This is a genomic window from Rheinheimera sp. 1928-s (genome assembly GCF_029269265.1).
GTDB lineage: Bacteria > Pseudomonadota > Gammaproteobacteria > Enterobacterales > Alteromonadaceae > Pararheinheimera.
This window is the reverse complement of record NZ_JARIXP010000001.1, coordinates 997,305-1,016,660: the sequence shown is the minus strand read 5'-3', so window position 1 is coordinate 1,016,660 and position 19,356 is coordinate 997,305. Positions and strand designations below refer to the sequence as shown.

Here is a 19,356-nt window from a genome sequence, read left to right as displayed (position 1 = left end):
TAATGAGATCCTATTAAAAAGCAGTTTGATTCTATTAGAAATTTGTAAAATTAAGCAACAAAAAATGTCCAGAACTGGGAAAACATACCCTGTGCTGAACAACATCTGCACTTGCTGCCAGTTGTCGAAACTTTCATCAAAAATCTTGTAACTGACAAACCGCAATGCGGTTTGTCAGAGTATCAAAGTGGTAAATATTTATTTAAAAAGGCATCTATAGCTTCAAAGGTTTGCTTGCGATGCRGCAAATAATCCAGGTGATGAGTGCCGTCCTCAATTTCAATATAGGTGAACACCTTATTTTCATCAGCCAGTTCATTCGCCATCATACGGCTTTGTTTTACTGGCACACTGCGATCTTCAGTGCCATGTAACAACAGAACTGGTACTTTGATTTTTTCGACCATATTCAACGGAGAATTTTGTTCCAGCAGGTCGTTATCTTTACCCATCTGCTTTTTCGCCAGATTGTAACTGGTGTAGTTTCGGTAACTGTTACGTTGTTCACGTAAATCCGAAACACCGGCAAAACTGATAGAGCATTGATACAGATCAGGAGTACGGGCAGCGCCTAACAATGCAGCATAGCCACCATAACTGGCACCCATAATACAAATACGTTTTGGGTCTGCGATCTTCTGTTCAATCAGATACGCAGTGCCATCTGTTATATCATCCTGCATTGCCATACCATACTGACCCACAGCCTGAGTCAGAAACTGATGACCATAGCCAGTTGAACCACGGAAGTTTGGTTGAAATACTATGTAGCCTTTATTCGCCAGGTAGGCTGAGAAAGAATCAAAGCTATTGGAGTCCTGAGAAAAAGGTCCACCGTGAGGCAATACCACCATAGCGCCAGGCCCTGTTTTGCCTTTGGGTAGTGAGACATAACCTTCAATCGTCAGCCCATCCCGGGCTTTGTAAGAGATTTTTTCTTTATGAACTAAATTTTCTTCATTCAGTCCAGGGAAGGTTTCAGCCAAATGCATTAAAGTTTTTTCGTCCCTGTTACCAAGTAAATAAACGCCTGGATTGGTAGCATTGGTGGCGTAGACCAAGTAGGTTCTGTCATCTGAACTTAAATTGGAAATGTAGTTCACTGTGTCAGGCAGCACTTTATCCAAACCGGCCTGAAAAGCTTTAAATTCCTCATCCCAGAATAAACTGCGGGACGACTCATCACTGAAATAAATACCTACAGGTTCATCACGCGCAGCCGAATAAATCAATGAGCCTTCGATATCATACACAGGATGGCTTAAGATCAACTGACGGGGCAAGTCGGCTTGGCTTAAATCCACTTTAAACACGGCTAAGCGGCCTTCATGATTGGCTGATATATAAAGATCTTTTGGATCTTTACCAAAACCAAGAATGGAAATAGCTTGCTCAGAAAACGCTGGCCAGCGCCAGGCTTCAATCCACTCTGTCTGACCAGGACGCAATACACGTACGGAGGATTCCGTTGTTTTCTGGTTATAGTCAGTGCTGGCTCTGACTTGCCCTTGTCTGTCAACTAACCATGAAGCAACATTGGACCTGTGCCTCTGGATCAGTGTGGTTTTCCCCGTTTTTACGTTAACCTGAAACAGGCTGTCATGTCCTGGAATTTCCCGGTCTATGCCAAGTAAAAAATGATCGTCATCCGGGAAACGCAACTTAACTACATCGTCCTGAAACTGGCTCTGATGCTCACCGTCCCTTGCAGCTCTCACCATAGGAACTAACTGAGCCCCCTCCTTGGCTTCAATAGAGAACAAACGGGTTTCAGTGGTTTTAGTCCCCAAGCCCCGCACGTCGCCATATCGAAAGCTGGCCAGCAAATGTGTATCGTTAGCCCAACGCACCCAGGCAAATTTAAACTTCTTATTATCTGTTCTTCCCAGATAGACCGACTCGCCCGAGGTTAGATCGATCAGTTGAATGAGCGTGTCTTCTTTGATGTTTTTCAGCGCGACCAAACGTTTTCCATTTGGCGATAAGCGGAGTTGTTCAATGCGCTCGCCCTGATAAAACATCTCAAGTGGCAAAACGCTTGTCTTGGTGTCTTCAGTTGCGTCAGATAAAAAAGGTAAAACTGCACATGCCAGCAATAAACCGGAAAGAAAGTTATTCATACAGAATCCATTCCATTACAAAAAAATGACGTGAGAATGCAATGTAACGAATTACAAAGCTTGTGGCAATCCAGACAGAAAAATTTGGGTGGCGACCTCACCAGCCGACATCCCGGCACATACGTTATTCGCTTTGGCTGCTTCCTTCCGGATCTGACCAGGTGAACGAATTAGTATTGCGGGAGGACCGATGAGGCCACCATTGAAGGTACCAGTCAAACTGGTGCGCGCATTATGCTGAAAAGCTTTTCTCTGTGCAAGAACTTAAGCGTTTTCCGGATACTTTGCAGCCATTTGCTGAAAAAACATCCGCATTTGCTGTAGATCGTCGTCGAAATTTTCGCCAGCAGTAAAGCATGGACCAAACACCAGTTGTTTGTGCTGGTAATCTAGCCCTATCAAACATAAAGGCACATTGGCTTGCTTGGCGATAAACCAGAACCCTGAGCGCCACTGCTCCACCTTTTTACGACTGCCTTCGGGTGATAAACCTAATAACAGCGAATCACTTTGTTCAAACTCTGCCACCACTTGCCCTACCACGCCATGCGGGTGGCTGCGGTCAACAGGGATACCGCCTAACGACAGCAACAGCCTTTTCACAGGCCAAATAAAAATACTGTGTTTGCCTAAAAATCGAATTTTAAGATCCAGCGCGAGAGCTGCCGCTATACCGACAAAAAAATCCTGATTGGAAGTATGAGGGGCAACGGCTATCACCATTTTTTTGTGGGCAGGCACTTCCCCCTGAATACTCCAGCCGCCCAGCAGTTTCAGCAACCAGAGGCCAAGTTTCTGACCCCGGTTGCTGTAACGACGTGGCAAAGTAGCCGGAATCGCAGGTAAAGTAGGCATTAAGGCTGAGCTAACACCAACTGATGGGCTTCCAATACCCGTTTTAAGCGTTTCTGATTATCAGGCCCTAATCGGATCATTTGACGTTGTGCCAAAGGTAAAGCTTCGATGTCCGGATCGGCATAAGTGTAATAAACATTTGGTCGAGCCAGTGTCATAGGAGGTGCCACTTCTGGTGTGGCTAACAGCACTTTGATTGCATCCTGCAAACGCACGCGGAACTGCGCATCCGTGTAACCTAACTCTGCATAAGCTTCTTGCATCAGCGGATAGTAGTATTCAAATAGACGTTTTACTTCAGTCACAGATACACTTTCCAGTAGCTGCAGGTAAGGCTCATAACGTTCAAAGTTGGCCGGGTCCAGCTGCACTGCCCCCTCTTCTGCCGGTAAAGTGGCAAACTTGACAGTTATAGGCTGAAACAATGGCTGACCTTTTGGCAAAGTTCCTTGCGCTATATTATCTACATTCACCACAAAACGGCGGATCATATCTTCAGTAACAAAAAGCGACGCTAAACCAGCTTTCCAGCGCAACCCTAACAAACCGGTTTTCACTTCTGCATCAGAATTATCCAGGCTGGGTAACTTTACGCCAGGTTCAACAGCTACTGCGTCATCCAGTGGAGTTTCCTGCAAAGGAGTTTCATCCTGAGCTTGCACTGTTAGGCTGTCTACAGGATCCTGATCCGCTGTTAATACATCAGCAGGAGCTGGTTGTTGTAATGTTGGTACTGGAGTAGGTTCTGGTTCCGGAACTACAGCATTATCTGATCGGAAGAAAAACCAGACGATGGCAATCAGGGTCACAGCCACTACAGCTAAACCTATATAATATTGTTGCTGGCCTGTGCCAGGAGCCTTCTCGGTCATTTCTGTTTTTTCCTTTCACTAATTCGGATAACTGATATTTAAGCTGTTGAAAAACTGGCTATAGCGTTGCATTTATTTTGCTTTTCAGCAATATATAAACAGAGAGTCTCTAAAGAGTTAAGAAGTTTCAGTGACTGATAGCGAAAAAGGTGAAAACACCAATAAAAAAGTTGCCTTGCTGCTAACCGGGGGTGGTGCCAGAGCCGCCTATCAGGTTGGTGTGCTAAAAGCTTTGGCTTTGCACTACCCACGCAACAGTAAAATTCCTTTTGAAATTATTTGTGGTACTTCAGCGGGCGCCATCAATGCCACAGGTATTGCCTGCTATGCTTCATGCTTTCATTTAGGCGTCAGAAAAATCGAATGGGTATGGCGCAATTTCCATACCCATCAAGTGTATTACTCAGATTATCTGCGTTTAGGCTGGCATTTACTGCGAGGTTTTTTAAGTGCATTTCAGGCCGACTACGCCAATAAAAGGCCAGTCAGCTTGCTGGACAATAAACCTTTGCGTTTGCTGCTGCACAATATTCTGGATTTGCAGCGTATAGACCGCAATATTCAGGGCGGCTATTTATCCAGTGTCTCTGTAACCGCCTCCAGTTATAACACTGGCGATTCCATTACCTTTTTCCAGGGTAATGATGCCAAAGAATGGCGCAGAGCAAAACGTTGTGGTCAAAGAACCTTATTGGGCATCCATCATTTATTGGCTTCAGCTTCTATACCACTGGTATTCCCCTCAGTGCGTATTCACCAGCATTATTATGGCGATGGTTCAGTCAATCAGTTATCACCGCTCAGCGCGCCTATTCATTTAGGTGCGGATAAAATACTGATCATCGGCTTAGAACAACCCCGCGCTCATGATTTAAGTAATGCGATGCCTCACCATCCGGGTTTAGCCACTGTGGCTGGTCACTTGCTCGATACCATCTTTTCGGACACCTTAAATGCCGACTTAGAACGAATGACCAGGATCAATAAAACCATTGATACGCTAAACGCACATAACATTCCTACCGATCTGAAAAAGGTCGACAGCTTTTTAATCAACCCCAGCGTGAATTTTAATGAAATTGCCAGCCAGCACTTTTTACAATTACCAATGGCGGTTCGTAGCTTATTGCGTTTAACAGGTATTACACAGCATTCGGAGTCGAGCTTAACCAGCTACCTGCTGTTTGAGAAATCCTACACCAAAAGGCTCATTGAAATTGGCTATCAGGATGCGATGCAACAAATGCCGGAATTACTGGATTTTCTCAATACAAAGTGAAGGGCAATTTTTAGCCAGCCCTTGCCGTCAAAAAAGCGTCAGTACAAACTGCATAATTGAAAAAATCAATAAGATCATCTACTTATTAAACTGGCACAATACCTGCAAATTCCAGTCATCTTAGATCTTGTCTGGAGTATCGGCAGTGGAATTATTTGGCTTACAAGATATGACATTAAGTGGAACCAGTTATGCTGGCATCACCAGTCAGCCACACTGGTCTGGTTTGTCTGCAGATCCGGCAACTCTGCCTGAACAGTTACAAACCAGCCTGGATCTTGCTGATCAGCTACAAATTTATTCAATGGCCGCAGGCAAAGTTTTGCCTCTGCGTTCCATTCAGTTGCAAACCGCAGTAGGCAAATACCTGGCTCCGGGGTCAGAAGAAGGCAGTTTTGAACATCGAAGTGTGTTGATGCTAAACGAGCAATGTCTGGCCGAGTTAAGTTATCAGTCAGAGCAAGCTTTTACTCCGATGATCCAGCACCAGCTGTGGCAGTTGGAACGGCAATGGCTGTATCCACTACGTAATACCTTAGTGGTGGTTCGTTTGCAGCAATTGGCGTTAAAAGACAGCCTGACCGACTTGGGTAACAGACGTAATTTTGACGATCAGTTTGAACGCACTGTGCAACTGGCCAACAGACGCCAGGAAGCATGCGCTTTAATTTTGCTGGATTTGGATAACTTTAAACAAACCAACGATAATTTTGGCCATCCTGCTGGTGATGATGTGCTGATTGCTGTGGCTGACGCTATGCGTCAAACCTTAAGAGCCAGTGATTGTTTGTACCGTTTCGGCGGAGATGAATTTGCTGTATTGCTGACGGCAGAAGATGCCTTGGCAGCTGAACTGGTCGCTCATCGTCTGGTAAAAGCTATTAACCAGCATCATATTTGTAACCAGTTTGCTGTGACAGCAAGCGCTGGCCTGGCGCATCTGGCTCCGGATCAGAAAACTGCTTTGTTATTCAGCCGTGCTGATGAAGCTTTGTCACAAGCCAAACAAGCAGGTAAAAACGCGGTAAAAGTCGCCTTGCTGAATCAGGCCTAAGTTAAGCAGGCACAGGTTTTAGTCGTCGTACATTGGGGCTAAAGGACGGAAGATCCAAAAGCCCTTTTTTTTGCCTGTAGTTTCAGTTTAAACCTTTGTCCCAGTCAATATAGGCATTGGCTTGATCTTCAGCTGCGTTTGACGCCAACCCCAGCACAGCCACCACCTGATTATTTTGTACCAGCACAGGCAATTGCAAACGTTGCCATGGCGGTATAGCCCATAATTTCAGCCATTGTTTCAGCGCTTTGCTTTGCCGCTCACCTGCTGGTTTAAAAGGCAAACTAAACAAGCCGAACACCAGATACAAAGGATCGTCAGTTAATAACAAGGCCGTGCCCTTGCCTTCACTGTTAAGAAGAAACTGGCCTACAACAGTGTCCAGTTGCTGCCCGGGTTGTAATTCAAGCAAAACCCCAGCCTGCGGAATCTCTGTAACTTGCGTGACATAAGCCTTGTCGGCAAAACGACGGATTTGATAAGCATCCAGCTCCAGTAGTGGCTGAGCATCTGCTTTAGCGCCAATCAGCTCGGCAAAAAATCGTTCCAGCCAGTCGGTAGATGGATTCAGCCCTGTTAAAGCCAGCCAGCGGCGCACCAGCAGCTTTTGTGTGGTGAAGTCTTGTGCCGTTAGCAGTTTTAAATCTAATTCAGCACAATGCATGACAGTGGGCAATAGCTGCTCAAGCTGTGTTTCAACAAACTGCTGGTGCTGCTGAATATGAGTGACAGAACGCAGTGCATTTTGCCGGAAAGCAGGCCAGCGTTGCTGCAATAAAGGGATCACCTGAAGCCGTAAAAAGTTACGGTCAAATCTGCTGTCGGCATTACTTTCGTCTTCAATCCACTCTAGTTGCTGTTCTTTGGCAAAAGCTTCCAATTGCTCACGGCTAAACTCTAATAAAGGCCGCAGCAACCAACCCGCAGCAAAAGACTGCAAAGCGGCAATACCTGATAAACCGGCCGGACCAGCCCCTCTCTTTAACGCCAGCAACAAAGTTTCCAGCTGATCATCGGCATGATGAGCCGTTAATAAAGCGGTTTGGGGAGTAACGACAAAAGCGCTCAAAGCAGAATACCGTGCAGTCCTGGCCTGAGCTTCAATATTGCCAGCTGGATTCAGCTGTACTTTTTGCACTTCAAAGGCAATGTCGCGCTTAACGCATTGCTGTAAACAAAACTCTGCCCACTGATCGGCATTGGCACTTAAGCCATGATGGATATACACAGCTTTGAGTTTTATAGCACAACTCTGAGTGAGTTGATGGCAAAGCTCCAGCAACACCATAGAATCCAGCCCACCGGATAACCCCAGCACCAGCTGGTTTAAACCCAGCTGTTGGATATGCTGACGCAGTGAGGTGGTGAACTCTAAGCTCATTAACACAAGACCCTAAACATTCGTCGCAACAACGTTCCCGACAGTTGCGACATACCGTCCTTCCATGCACATCGTCGAAAATGTGCTCCCTGCATTTTCGACATACCGTCCGTCCATGGACATAAAAACCGCCTTGCGGCGGCTTGTAGGGGCGGGGTTTATCCCCGCCCGTTACCTAATATGCACGCTGATTTTATACAGCTTTACATACGATTTTTCTGTTAACAATAACCAAAAGACATTAAACGTTTATAGCGTCTGTCCAGCAACTCTTCAATGCTGAGTTTCTCCAGCTTGGTCAAATCACGTAACAACGCCTGTTTTAAGCTTTGCGCCATTTGCTCATGATTACGGTGTGCACCGCCTAAAGGCTCGCTGACGATGTCGTCAATCAGGTTCAGCTCTTTTAAACGTGGAGCTGTAATACCCATGGCATCGGCAGCGATAGGGGCTTTATCTGCACTTTTCCACAAAATAGAAGCACAACCTTCAGGGGAAATCACCGAGTAGGTGCTGTATTGCAGCATGTTGACCTGATCGCCGACGCCTATGGCTAAAGCACCACCAGAACCACCCTCGCCTATCACAGTACAAAGCACAGGCACTTTCAGACCAGCCATCACTTTCAGGTTACGGGCAATAGCTTCACTTTGACCACGCTCTTCAGCGCCAACACCTGGGTATGCACCTGGCGTGTCGATAAAGGTGATGATGGGCAAATTAAAGCGTTCGGCCATTTCCATCATACGTAAAGCCTTGCGGTAGCCTTCAGGTTTTGGCATACCAAAGTTACGTTTGATTTTCTCTGACGTATCACGGCCTTTCTGATGACCAATCACCATCACGGTTTTGTCACCTAAACGGGCTGTACCACAGACAATAGCAGGATCGTTGGCAAAAGTACGATCACCGGCAAACTCGTCAAAGTCAGTGAAAATATGCTTAATGTAATCCAGCGTGTAAGGACGCAACGGATGACGGGCTAATTGAGCAACCTGCCAGGCACCTAATTCTGAGAAGATCTTTTTTGTCAGAGTTAAGCTTTTTTCCTTCAGCTTGTTTACTTCTTCTTCAAGGCCGAGATCAAACTCGCCATTGCGGCTTACTTTGCGAAGTTCTTCTATTTTGGCTTCAAGTTCCGCAATCGGTTGCTCAAACTCTAAATAATTCAGCATCATCGACTGTCACTACCTAATTAATGAAAATCCAGTTGTATTGTTGCTAATTGTCGCAGTTGATGCAACAAAGCATCGGTAGGTGTTACCCACCATTCGGTGCCCAATGCCACAGTGATTTGACCTTCGTCACGCTGGTACACCAGCTTCACAGGCACTGTGCCTAATTTAAATTCGTGCATAGCTTGCTGCAGTTTTTGCAGATAATCCAGCCCCATTTGCTGCTGATGCACAGTTAAGGTCAAGGATTTTAAGCATTTTTCCCGCGCAGCTATGATGTCCACTACTTCACGGCCGGACATTGTAAGGCCGCCACTGAAATCATCAAAGCTGACCTGTCCCGACACCACCAATATTTTGTCTTTTTGCAGCAAATGCTCGAAGTTTTCGAACTGTTCGGGGAAAAAACGTACATCTAAGCGGGCAGATTTGTCATCTAAAGTGACAATAGCCCAACGTCTTCCTTTTTTATTGATCATAGTGCGCACAGACAAAACTAAACCTGCAGCATGCACCACCTGATCACGACGACCCGGCTGCATATCGACTAAACGACCAGAACTGTAATGCGGTAACTCCACCAGATATCGGTTGATAGGGTGGCCTGTCAGGTATAAACCTAAAGTTTCGCGCTCGCCTTCCAGCCAGACTTCATCCGGCCAAATCGGCACTTGTTTAAAGGCACTGGCTGCGTGTTCAGGCTCTGGCGCCATTAAACCAAATAAATCAGACTGGCCCATAGCTTCGGCTTTAGCCTGCTGCTCTGCGCCTTTCATTGCTTCTTCTAAAGTTGCCATCATGGCAGCACGGTGTGGGCCTAACTGGTCCATAGCACCGGATAAAATCAGCTTTTCAATCACGCGGCGGTTCAGCTGTTTTAAATCAACTTTATTACAGAAGTCGAACAAGTCTGTGAATGTTCCGTGTTGAGCGCGCGCCGCTAAAATAGCTTCAACCGGGCCTTCACCCACACCTTTGATAGCGCCTATACCATAAACAATATGGCCCTGCCGGTTGACGGTGAATTTATACAAACCAGAATTGACATCAGGCGGGATCAATTTGAGCTTCATATGCTCACATTCATCCACCAGAATGACGATTTTGTCGGTGTTATCCATATCGGCAGACATGACGGCGGCCATAAACTCAGCCGGATAATGCGCCTTCATCCACAAGGTCTGGTACGACACCAGCGCATAAGCGGCGGAGTGCGATTTGTTAAAACCGTAACCTGCGAACTTCTCTACCAGGTCGAAAATTTTCATCGACAGTTCGGCATCGACGCCATTGGCCACGGCACCATCACGGAAGGTATCGCGCTGCTTGGCCATCTCTTCTGGTTTCTTCTTACCCATAGCTCGGCGTAATAAGTCAGCGCCGCCCAGTGAATAACCAGACAAGACCTGTGCGATTTGCATCACCTGTTCCTGATACAGGATAATGCCGTAGGTAGGCTCCAGAATAGGGATTAACGAGTCATGTTGCCAGGTCGAATCCGGATAAGAGATTTCTTCCCGACCCCGTTTACGGTCGATAAAGTTATCGACCATGCCTGACTGCAGTGGGCCGGGACGGAACAAAGCCACAAGGGCTATCATATCTTCAAAACAGTCGGGTTGCAGACGGCGTATTAAGTCTTTCATACCACGGGATTCAAGCTGGAATACCGCTGTGGTATCCGCCTTCATCAGCACGTCAAAACTCTTGCGGTCTGTCAGCGGAATAGTATTGATATCCACCAGCGGCTTGCCTTCACGGGCCAGACGCTCGTTGGTCATATTCACAGCCCACTGCAAAATGGTCAGTGTGCGTAAACCGAGGAAGTCGAACTTCACCAGACCTGCGTATTCCACGTCGTTTTTATCAAACTGAGTGACGGGGTTATTGCCCTCTTCATCACAATACACAGGCGCAAAGTCGGTAATTTTAGTTGGGGCTATCACCACACCACCGGCGTGTTTACCGGCGTTTCGGGTCACACCTTCGAGCTGACGCGCCATGTCGATTAAGTCTTTTACTTCCTGATCGGCAGCATACAATTCGGGTAAACGTGGTTCTTCTTTAAAAGCCTGCTCCAGCGTCATACCTGGAGTGGGCGGGATAAGCTTAGAGATGCGATCAACAAAACCATAAGGATGACCCAGCACCCGGCCTACATCGCGGATAACAGCTTTAGCTGCCATAGTACCGAAGGTGATAATTTGCGATACAGCTTCGCGGCCATACATATCAGAGACGTGTTCTATCACCTCGTCGCGTCTGTCCATACAGAAGTCAACGTCAAAGTCAGGCATAGAAACCCGCTCAGGGTTTAAGAAACGCTCGAACAGTAAGTCAAATTCTAAGGGGTCAAGGTCGGTGATACTCAGGGCATAAGCCACTAAAGAACCGGCACCCGAACCCCGGCCTGGGCCTACCGGAATATCGTTGTCTTTACTCCACTGGATAAATTCCATCACGACCAGGAAGTAACCAGGGAACCCCATCTGGTTGATTACGCCGAGCTCAATGTCTAAACGTTCGTCGTATTCAACCCGTTTTACTTTACGTACTTCCGGGTCGGGAAATAACTGCAACAAACGCTTTTCCAGACCTTCCTGCGATTTTAAGACGAGGAAGTCAGCGTCGGACAAACCTCCAGTCGGGAAAGCTGGCAGGAAATATTCACCTAAACGTATAGTGACATTACAGCGTTTGGCGATTTCGACTGAGTTTTGCAGCGCTTCCGGAATATCGGAGAACAGCTCCAGCATTTCTTCTGCTGAGCGCAGATACTGCTGCTCGCTGTAATTTTTTGGCCGTCTTTTATCTTCTAAGGTGTAACCATCATGAATAGCAACACGGATTTCATGAGCAGGAAAATCGTCAGGGCTTAACATCACCACTTCGTTGGTGGCAACCACAGGCAACTGTTCACGTTCTGCCAGCTCCACTGCTGCCTGAATATAAGTTTCTTCGTCAGGACGGCCAGTGCGGGTTAGCTCAATAAAAAAACGGTTGGGGAAATGTTCACGATAAAACTGCACTAACGCCAAAGCGCTGGGCGCATTGCCTTTAATTAAGGCTTTACCTAAAGGGCCGTCTTTAGCGCCTGACAAGACAATCAGGCCTTCTTTGTATTCCACCAGCCAGTCATGATCAATCTGCGGTCTATGGTGCACATGACCGCGTAAATAGGCCTTGGACAGCAACATGGTCAGATTCTGGTAACCGGCATTGTCGGCCGCCAAAATCAATAAACGACAGGCGTCACCCGGAAACAGCGGATGCTGCACCCACAAGTCAGCTCCTACTATCGGCTTAATACCAGCGTCATGCGCTGTACTGTAAAAACGCACCAGACCACACATATTCATCTGGTCTGTTAAAGCAAGCGCAGGCATATTCAGCTCTTTCGCCGCTTTGACTATTGGCTTTATTTTTTTGATGCCATCGATCATCGAAAAATCGCTGTGCACCCTTAAATGAATAAAACCCGGATCAGCCATGCGCTGCCCCCGTAAGTGACTCCAACACATCCCTGACAGGTTTAAAACTGCGTCTGTGCTCGTTGATCACGCCATGAGTTTTAATAGCAGCTAAGTGCTCTGCAGTCGGATAGCCTTTATGACCAGCAAAACCATACTGTGGATATAACTCTGCCAGTTGTTGCATTTCTTCATCCCGCGCCACTTTGGCAAGAATAGAAGCAGCACTAATTTCCGGTACTAAAGCATCACCTTTCACCACAGCGCTGGCCTGAACACCTATATCTTTAGGAACACGGTTGCCGTCTATTAAGGCCCATTCCGGCTTAATATGTAATCCCTGCACAGCACGGGTCATCGCCAGCATAGTGGCGTGTAAAATATTTAAACTGTCAATTTCATGCACTTCAGCACGGCCTAAGCTCCAGCTTAAGGCTTTAACTTTAATTTCTTCAGCAAGCAACAAGCGTTTTTTTTCTGACAGCTTTTTAGAATCATTTAAGCCAACAATAGGGTTATTTGGATCAAGAATCACCGCAGCTGTGACTACTGCGCCAACCAGCGGGCCACGCCCTACTTCGTCAACACCACAAATCAGCTGCACTTGCGGTCGCTGGTACGTCTCGGCATTAAGGACTTGAGAACTCATAGGGGTGCATCCATCACTTTTGCTATTGCTGCAGCAGCTTGTTCGCTGGCATTGCAGCGGATCAGTTGATGTAGCTCTGTAAAAGAGCTGACACAAGAGTGCTGAGCGGTCTGATTTTGTAATAAAGGCGCCATAGCTTTCACTAAATTATCTACTGTCACCTGCTCTTGCAGCAGTTCAGTCACTAAAGCTTTATCAGCCAATAAATTCGGCAGGCTGAAAAATTTCAGTTTCACTAAACGTTTGGCAATTTGATGCGTCAGCCAGTTCATTTTATAACCCACCACCATAGCGGTTTTGGCCAGCATAGCTTCTAAGGTGGCCGTGCCGGATGCGATAAACACAGCATCAGCGGCAGTTAAGGTAGTGCGGGCTTTGCCAATTTCTAACTGCACAGCTAAATCCGGTGCAACTTGTTGTTTGATCTGGCGGAACAACTCTGCTTTTTGTTCTGTCACCATATTACAAATCAGCTGCAAATCAGGTTGCTGACGTTTCAGTTCACTCGCTGCAAGCAGATAATCTGCCGCTAATAACTTGATTTCATTGGTTCTGCTACCCGGCATTATTGCCAGCACTGGCGCTTCGGGGTTTAAACCCAGTTCAGTTCTAGCTGCAGCTTTATCGGGTTGCAACGGCATTTGGTCTGCCAGCGTATGGCCGACAAAACTGCAAGGCACTTCAAATTTGTCGTAAAAGGCTTTTTCAAAAGGCAATAAGGCCAGCACCATATTGGTCGCTTTGGCGATTTTAAAAATACGTTTTTGCCGCCAGGCCCAGACGGAAGGGCTGACATAATGCACAGTTTTAATACCAGCGGCTTTGAGTTTGAGCTCCACCGGAATATTAAAATCAGGCGCGTCTATACCGATAAAGACATCTGGCTTTGTGGCAGTAAGATGCTGTAGCAGCTCTTTACGCACCTGCAGTAATCGTGGCAAGCGGCCTAACACTTCCACTATGCCCATCACCGCCAGCTCTTCCATATCAAACAAAGCGCTAAAGCCTTCGGCTTTCATGCGCTCACCGCCTATGCCATAAAATTCTGCCTGCGGGTACAACAGCTTTAAAGCACGGATTAAATCAGCACCTAAAATATCGCCGGAGTGTTCTCCGGCGACTAAGGCGATTTTTATCTTGGAGTGCAACTCTGCCATCAGCGGATAATGCCACGGCTGGAGTTGGCGATAAAATCAGTGAAGGCTTTTACTTCCGGGAATTCGGCAGATTTTTCTGCCAGAGCATCCAAAGCTTCCTGCACTGTTAAACCTTTACGATAGACTTCTTTATAAGCGCGGCGTACTTCTAGAATCGCATCGCTGCTAAAACCACGGCGTTTTAAACCTTCAAGGTTTAAACCAGCTGGTACAGCATGTGAGCCGTGCGCCATCAGGTAAGGAGGTACGTCTTTAACCACAATAGAACCACCGCCGATAAAGGCATGAGCGCCTATATGACAGAACTGGTGAATACCTGTCATGCCACCTAAAATAGCCCAATCTCCAACATGCACATGACCAGCGGACTGAGCGCCGCTGGCAAATATGACGTTATCGCCAATCACGCAGTCGTGAGCGACATGGGTATTGTTCATAAAGAGGTTATTCGAGCCAATGCGGGTCACGCCTTTATCCTGAACAGTACCACGATGCACAGTACAGTTTTCACGGAACACATTGTTGTCACCAATGACAAGTTCTGTCGGTTCGCCGTTGTATTTTTTGTCCTGGCAATCTTCACCTATGCTGGTGAACTGGTAAAAGTGATTGCCTTTGCCCATGACTGTTGGGCCTTTCAGCACCACATGAGATTCAAGCACTGTGTCATCGCCAATCACCACGTTAGCGGCAATATAACAAAATGGCCCAACTTTGACGTTTTGACCAAGTACGGCACCGGGTTCTATCACAGCGGTAGGATGGATCATATTAAAGCTCTCTTCTGGCACACATCAGTTCAGCACAACAAACGACCTGGCCATCCACTTTGGCTTCACCATAAAACTTCCACAAATTACGGCGTTCTTTTAAAAACTTCACTTCCAGCACCATTTGATCACCTGGAACTACTGGTTTCTTGAAACGAGCTTCGTCTATAGCAGCAAATAAATACAGCTCATTTTCAGAGCGTTCAGTCACCGTCTTAAAACCTAAAATGCCAGTCGCCTGAGCCAAAGCTTCCAGAATTAACACGCCAGGGAAAATAGGCATATTAGGGAAGTGACCAGTAAAAATCGGCTCATTGATAGTGACATTTTTAATAGCAGTTAAAGATTCGCCAGGAGTGTAATCCAATACTCTGTCGATCATTAAAAATGGATAGCGGTGTGGCAGCAAGGCCATGATTTCCTGTATTTCAAGGATATTCAATTGGTTAGCCAAAGTGAACCTCTTATATTTTATTCGTCTTTTGAAGGCGGCAGGGACAAAGCGGCCATTTGCTGCTCAAGTTCCCGTAATTTTTGATACATCTGGTCCAGTTGACGAAACCGGACGCTATTTTTCCGCCATTCCAGATTAGTGCTGGCCGGAGTACCGGATGAATAGATACCTTTTTCGGTAATAGATTTAATGATCATCGACATGCCGGTGATTTGCACACCGTCACAAATCTCCATATGACCATTAATAGCGCAGGCGCCACCGATAATACAATACTTGCCAATTTTAGTGCTGCCGGCCACTACTGTGCAACCTGCAATAGCTGTATGGTCGCCAATTTGTACGTTGTGAGCAATTTGTACCTGATTGTCCAGAATCACGTTTTTGCCAATGACGGTATCGCCTAAAGCGCCACGGTCTATGGTGGTATTGGCGCCCACTTCAGTATCGTCACCTATGATGACAGTACCGACCTGAGGAATTTTCAACCAGCGGCCACGTTCATTGGCAAAACCAAAACCATCAGCGCCTATCACGGCACCGCTGTGTACCAAACAGTTTTTACCCAGCCGTACGCCGTGGTAAAAGGTTACGTTAGGCCAGATTTTACAGCCATCCGCAATCTGAACCTGTTCGCCAATAAAACAACCGGCGCCAATTTGTACGTTTTCACCAATGACGGCACCAGCGGAAATCACCACGTTGGGGCCTATCACGACCGAATCTGGCACTGTTGCTGAAGGGTCTATCACTATATTCTGCCCCCGCCCATAAGCGGCAGCAGGTGTGGAATCTAATAACTGAGCTATTTTGGCAAAAGCCACATAAGGGTCATTCACTATCAGTGCATTGACCGGACAATAGCTTTGATCGTCAGCTTTAATCAGCACAGCACCGGCTTGAGTCGATTGCAGAAATTTACGGTATTTGCTGTTGGATAAAAAGCTGATCTGATGGCTTGTCGCTTCTTCCAAAGTACCAACGGCACTAATCAGTGCCGTGGCGTCTCCAACTAGCTGAGCATTTAACTGCTCAGCTATAAAAGCTAAAGTAAGCTTCGCCATTATTTGGCTTTGCTCACCTGAGCTACAACAGCATTAGAGATGTCATATTCAGGTTTAACAAACACACCAGCCTGAGCACTTAAGATCAGGTCGTAGTTGTCTTTTTTCGCAAGAGCATCAATGGCAGTTTTTACTAAAGCCATCAGCTTGTTACGCTCTTCAGCCTGACGATTACGGTAGTCTTCATCCAAAGGACGAGCTAACTGCTCGTAGCTGCGCATTTGCTTTTCCATTTCAGCTTGCAGAGTTTTTTTCTGCTGGTCATTCATGGTCGCGCCATCACGCTTTAATTTTTCCTGATTAAAAGCGATGTCTTTTTCCAGCTTTTGCACTTCAGCAATACGGCCTTCAAACTCAGCTTTTAATGTATTTTGAATAGTAGTGGTCTGAGGCAACTGAGCAACAATAGCTTGCACGTCCACTAAACCAATTTTCATTTCTTTTGCTGCAGCAGTACCAGCCATCAACAGGCCAGCCATTAATACCAATGCAGTTTTTGCTAAGCTTTGCTTAAACATGTGTTTCCCTTTCCCATAAAATTAGAATGTAGTACCAATATTGAAACTAAAGTTTTCTTGCTCATCACCCTCTTCTTTGCGGATGATTTTCGCCAAACTAAATGTCAATGGACCCATAGGTGAGATCCATTGTAAAGACACACCAGCCGAAACACGAATTAAGCCAGCGTCAGAGTAATCAAGCAACGGAGGGCTGTTGAATCCCTGACTAGCACCTGGACTTAAGTTGTCGTAACGACTGAGGTCAAACTCTGTGTCCCAGACGTTGCCCGCATCCACAAATAAGCTGGTGCGTATCTGGTTCACATAATCCTCACCAACAAAAGGTGTTGGTGTGATTAATTCAAGGGTAGCAATAGCCATCGCATTACCACCCGTTGATCGTGGTGACACTAAATAAGTGTCAAAACTCGGATCGGTAGGAAGTGAACCTGAACCACCTATTGGATTAGGCAAGCCAGGCACTTGGGTCGCAGTACGATAAATCGCATGCGGACCTATAATACGCGCTTCAAAGCCACGTAAGTTCTGGCCACCAGCATAGAAGTTATCAGTGAACGGCAAGGTGTAGTCGTAGCCGTCTTTATCACCATAACCATTACCGTAACCTACTTCCAGTTTACTTAAGAATGACCAGCGGTGATCATTGCTCAGCGGAATATACTTACGGGCATTAAAGGTGGTTTTGTAATACTGCAGATCTGAATTTGGTGTGGTAATACGGCCACTCAGTACCATTTCATGACCAGCAGTTGGAAATAAGCCGCGGTTTAACGTGCTTTGGATCCAACTGGCAACCAACTCATAGTTAGTAAACTTATAACCACCATCCGGGTCATTTTTATCCATCAACACTGCTCTGAAATGACGTAACTGGTCGTATTCAGATAAGGAGTTGATTTCGTTCACCGCAAAGTTGGTACCGAAGTTTAATCTGTTGTATTCATTGATTGGATAACCTATGGAAGCACCAAAACCGTAACGTTTCTGCTTATAGGCTTCTAAGTTAGACGACAAACTTGAATAGTCAGTATCTGAGTAGAACACCTGGCCACCCAAGCTGATCGCATCCAGGGTAAAATACGGGTCGGTAACAGAAAACTGAATTTGTTTGTTGTATTTGTTGGTACTTAAATTGACACCTGCAGAGTTACCTGTACCGAAGAAGTTTTGCTGTTCTACACCAATCTGGAATTGCAGGCCCTGGAAATCACCGTAAGAAATACCCGCATTAAAGTTGCCTGAAGGCTGTTCTTTAATTTTGTAGGTGACATCCACTTTGTCATCAACACCTGGTATTTCTTTGGTTTCAAAGTCAACTTTTTCAATGTAAGACAGACGTTGAATACGATCTTTTGACAATTCCAGCGCATCATTGGATAACCAGGCGCCTTCCATTTGTCGGATTTCACGACGTATGACTTCATCTTTAGTTGAAGCATTACCTGTAACGTCAAGACGACGAACATAAACACGTTTACCCGGGTCGACACTGATGGTCAACGCTACTTCTTTGGTATCGTCGTTGATATTCGGAATAGTACGGACTTTAGAGTTGGCATAACCAAAACGAGCCAGTAACTTGGCAATACTTTCTTCGGTGTAAGTCACCAGAGCACCGTTATACAGTTGACCTGCTTTTAACGGTAATAACGCCTTGATAAAAGCGTCCTGACCAATCAAATCACCGACAAAATCAACATCAGTAATAGTGTATTGCTCACCTTCGGTCACGTTCAGAGTCACGTAGACTGAAGTTTTATCTGTGCTGACAGACACCTGATTGGCATCAATGTTAAAACGCAGGTAACCACGGTCTAAGTAGTAGCTACGAATTTTTTCAAAGTCGCCTTGTAAGGTTTGTTTCTGGTAACGATCAGAAGCCAGGAAACGCCACCAGGGCAAGTCATACAGTGATTCAATATTTTTCAGCAACTCTTCGTCACCGAATATTTCGTTACCGACAATATTGATCTGACGGACAGAAGCGGCATCACCTTCTTCAAATTCGATTTTCAGGTTCACCCTGTTGCGAGGCAGGTAGGTGACCTTCATTTCAACTTGAGCGTTGTATTTACCTACACCGTGGTAGAACTCAGTTAAACCAGTTTCAACTTCCTTGATCACTGTTTTATCTAAAGGCTCACCAATAATAATTTTTTGATCAGCTAAACTTTCGTTCAACTGCTCTTCTTTGATGTCTTTATTACCATCAAACTCGATACTGTTGATGGTTGGACGCTCTTTTAAGCGATAGATGATGGTACTACCATCACGAAACACCTGAATGTCGTCAAAGTGACCCGCGGCATAAAGACTTTTAATACTGCGTGATAAGGTCGTATCTGTGATGGTATCGCCGATATTAAACGGCAAGTTATTTAATGCTGCACCAAGCGCAACACGCTGCAAGCCTTCAACCTGAATGTCTTGCACTGTAAATGATTGTTCAGCGAGCACCGAGTTACTTAAACCAGCAAGTAACATCGCAGCTACTAATCGTTTAATTGTCATTGTTTTGGACTACTTTTGATTAGT

15 protein-coding genes and 1 other RNA gene are annotated in these 19,356 nt (G+C 46.0%); 2 read left to right on the top strand and 14 right to left on the bottom strand.

What is annotated here, in order from left to right; translation table 11 throughout:
- Positions 1-182 precede the first annotated feature (182 nt).
- The 4 genes from P3C17_RS04495 to P3C17_RS04480 all read right to left on the bottom strand — a co-directional run bounded on the left by P3C17_RS04495 (position 183) and on the right by P3C17_RS04480 (position 3,847).
- Positions 183-2,120, bottom strand: coding sequence for a S9 family peptidase (locus P3C17_RS04495; RefSeq protein WP_300928295.1), 1,938 nt, complete (start codon positions 2,118-2,120; stop codon positions 183-185).
- A gap of 95 nt (positions 2,121-2,215) precedes the next feature.
- Positions 2,216-2,313, bottom strand: an RNA gene (ffs, locus tag P3C17_RS04490) — signal recognition particle sRNA small type.
- A 71-nt stretch (positions 2,314-2,384) separates the two neighbouring features.
- Positions 2,385-2,975: a 1-acyl-sn-glycerol-3-phosphate acyltransferase gene (locus P3C17_RS04485; protein WP_300928294.1), complete on the bottom strand. Its 591-nt coding sequence runs from the start codon at positions 2,973-2,975 to the stop codon at positions 2,385-2,387.
- Complete coding sequence (locus P3C17_RS04480) at positions 2,975-3,847, bottom strand: DUF3014 domain-containing protein (protein ID WP_300928293.1); 873 nt, start codon at positions 3,845-3,847, stop codon at positions 2,975-2,977. Before P3C17_RS04480 ends, P3C17_RS04485 begins: the two co-directional genes overlap by 1 nt.
- A gap of 130 nt (positions 3,848-3,977) precedes the next feature.
- Between P3C17_RS04480 and P3C17_RS04475 the strand changes: the two genes are divergently transcribed.
- Together P3C17_RS04475 and P3C17_RS04470 are read left to right on the top strand one after the other, a co-directional pair.
- Complete coding sequence (locus P3C17_RS04475; RefSeq protein WP_300928292.1) at positions 3,978-5,126, top strand: patatin-like phospholipase family protein; 1,149 nt, start codon at positions 3,978-3,980, stop codon at positions 5,124-5,126.
- 145 nt (positions 5,127-5,271) lie between these two features.
- Positions 5,272-6,180: a GGDEF domain-containing protein gene (locus tag P3C17_RS04470; RefSeq protein WP_300928291.1), complete on the top strand. Its 909-nt coding sequence runs from the start codon at positions 5,272-5,274 to the stop codon at positions 6,178-6,180.
- A gap of 82 nt (positions 6,181-6,262) precedes the next feature.
- Here the strand turns inward: P3C17_RS04470 and tilS are convergent, their stop codons facing one another.
- The 10 genes from tilS to bamA form a co-directional block, all read right to left on the bottom strand.
- Complete coding sequence (tilS, locus tag P3C17_RS04465; RefSeq protein ID WP_300928290.1) at positions 6,263-7,561, bottom strand: tRNA lysidine(34) synthetase TilS; 1,299 nt, start codon at positions 7,559-7,561, stop codon at positions 6,263-6,265.
- Positions 7,562-7,782: 221 nt separating this feature from the next.
- A complete protein-coding gene (gene accA, locus P3C17_RS04460) occupies positions 7,783-8,739 on the bottom strand; it encodes an acetyl-CoA carboxylase carboxyl transferase subunit alpha (protein ID WP_300928289.1) in 957 nt (318 codons plus the stop codon).
- Between the two features lie 17 nt (positions 8,740-8,756).
- Positions 8,757-12,227, bottom strand: coding sequence for a DNA polymerase III subunit alpha (dnaE, locus tag P3C17_RS04455; protein WP_300928288.1), 3,471 nt, complete (start codon positions 12,225-12,227; stop codon positions 8,757-8,759).
- Positions 12,220-12,855 carry a ribonuclease HII gene (gene rnhB, locus P3C17_RS04450; protein WP_300928287.1) on the bottom strand — a complete coding sequence of 212 codons (636 nt, stop codon included), beginning with the start codon at positions 12,853-12,855 and terminating at the stop codon, positions 12,220-12,222. The genes dnaE and rnhB overlap by 8 nt, the downstream gene beginning before the upstream one ends.
- Entirely contained in the window at positions 12,852-14,012 is a 1,161-nt protein-coding gene (gene lpxB / locus P3C17_RS04445; RefSeq protein ID WP_300928286.1) for a lipid-A-disaccharide synthase, read from the bottom strand. Before lpxB ends, rnhB begins: the two co-directional genes overlap by 4 nt.
- Positions 14,012-14,782: an acyl-ACP--UDP-N-acetylglucosamine O-acyltransferase gene (lpxA, locus tag P3C17_RS04440; RefSeq protein WP_300928285.1), complete on the bottom strand. Its 771-nt coding sequence runs from the start codon at positions 14,780-14,782 to the stop codon at positions 14,012-14,014. The genes lpxB and lpxA overlap by 1 nt, the downstream gene beginning before the upstream one ends.
- A gap of 1 nt (position 14,783) precedes the next feature.
- Positions 14,784-15,236 carry a 3-hydroxyacyl-ACP dehydratase FabZ gene (fabZ, locus tag P3C17_RS04435; RefSeq protein WP_233079270.1) on the bottom strand — a complete coding sequence of 151 codons (453 nt, stop codon included), beginning with the start codon at positions 15,234-15,236 and terminating at the stop codon, positions 14,784-14,786.
- 17 nt (positions 15,237-15,253) lie between these two features.
- Entirely contained in the window at positions 15,254-16,300 is a 1,047-nt protein-coding gene (gene lpxD / locus P3C17_RS04430; RefSeq protein ID WP_300928284.1) for a UDP-3-O-(3-hydroxymyristoyl)glucosamine N-acyltransferase, read from the bottom strand.
- Complete coding sequence (locus P3C17_RS04425) at positions 16,300-16,818, bottom strand: OmpH family outer membrane protein (RefSeq protein WP_233079268.1); 519 nt, start codon at positions 16,816-16,818, stop codon at positions 16,300-16,302. Before P3C17_RS04425 ends, lpxD begins: the two co-directional genes overlap by 1 nt.
- A 21-nt stretch (positions 16,819-16,839) precedes the next feature.
- A complete protein-coding gene (gene bamA / locus P3C17_RS04420; protein WP_300928283.1) occupies positions 16,840-19,332 on the bottom strand; it encodes an outer membrane protein assembly factor BamA in 2,493 nt (830 codons plus the stop codon).
- Between the last annotated feature and the right edge of the window lie 24 nt (positions 19,333-19,356).

Bases quoted from the DNA above. Each gene is read 5' to 3' on its own strand.
- P3C17_RS04485 (WP_300928294.1), bottom strand. From the start codon at position 2,975: ATGCCTACTTTACCTGCGATTCCGGCTACTTTGCCACGTCGTTACAGC.
- P3C17_RS04480 (WP_300928293.1), bottom strand. From the start codon at position 3,847: ATGACCGAGAAGGCTCCTGGCACAGGCCAGCAACAATATTATATAGGT.
- tilS (WP_300928290.1), bottom strand. From the start codon at position 7,561: ATGAGCTTAGAGTTCACCACCTCACTGCGTCAGCATATCCAACAGCTG.
- accA (WP_300928289.1), bottom strand. From the start codon at position 8,739: ATGATGCTGAATTATTTAGAGTTTGAGCAACCGATTGCGGAACTTGAA.
- dnaE (WP_300928288.1), bottom strand. From the start codon at position 12,227: ATGGCTGATCCGGGTTTTATTCATTTAAGGGTGCACAGCGATTTTTCG.
- rnhB (WP_300928287.1), bottom strand. From the start codon at position 12,855: ATGAGTTCTCAAGTCCTTAATGCCGAGACGTACCAGCGACCGCAAGTG.
- lpxB (WP_300928286.1), bottom strand. From the start codon at position 14,012: ATGGCAGAGTTGCACTCCAAGATAAAAATCGCCTTAGTCGCCGGAGAA.
- lpxA (WP_300928285.1), bottom strand. From the start codon at position 14,782: ATGATCCATCCTACCGCTGTGATAGAACCCGGTGCCGTACTTGGTCAA.
- lpxD (WP_300928284.1), bottom strand. From the start codon at position 16,300: ATGGCGAAGCTTACTTTAGCTTTTATAGCTGAGCAGTTAAATGCTCAG.
- P3C17_RS04425 (WP_233079268.1), bottom strand. From the start codon at position 16,818: ATGTTTAAGCAAAGCTTAGCAAAAACTGCATTGGTATTAATGGCTGGC.
- bamA (WP_300928283.1), bottom strand. From the start codon at position 19,332: ATGACAATTAAACGATTAGTAGCTGCGATGTTACTTGCTGGTTTAAGT.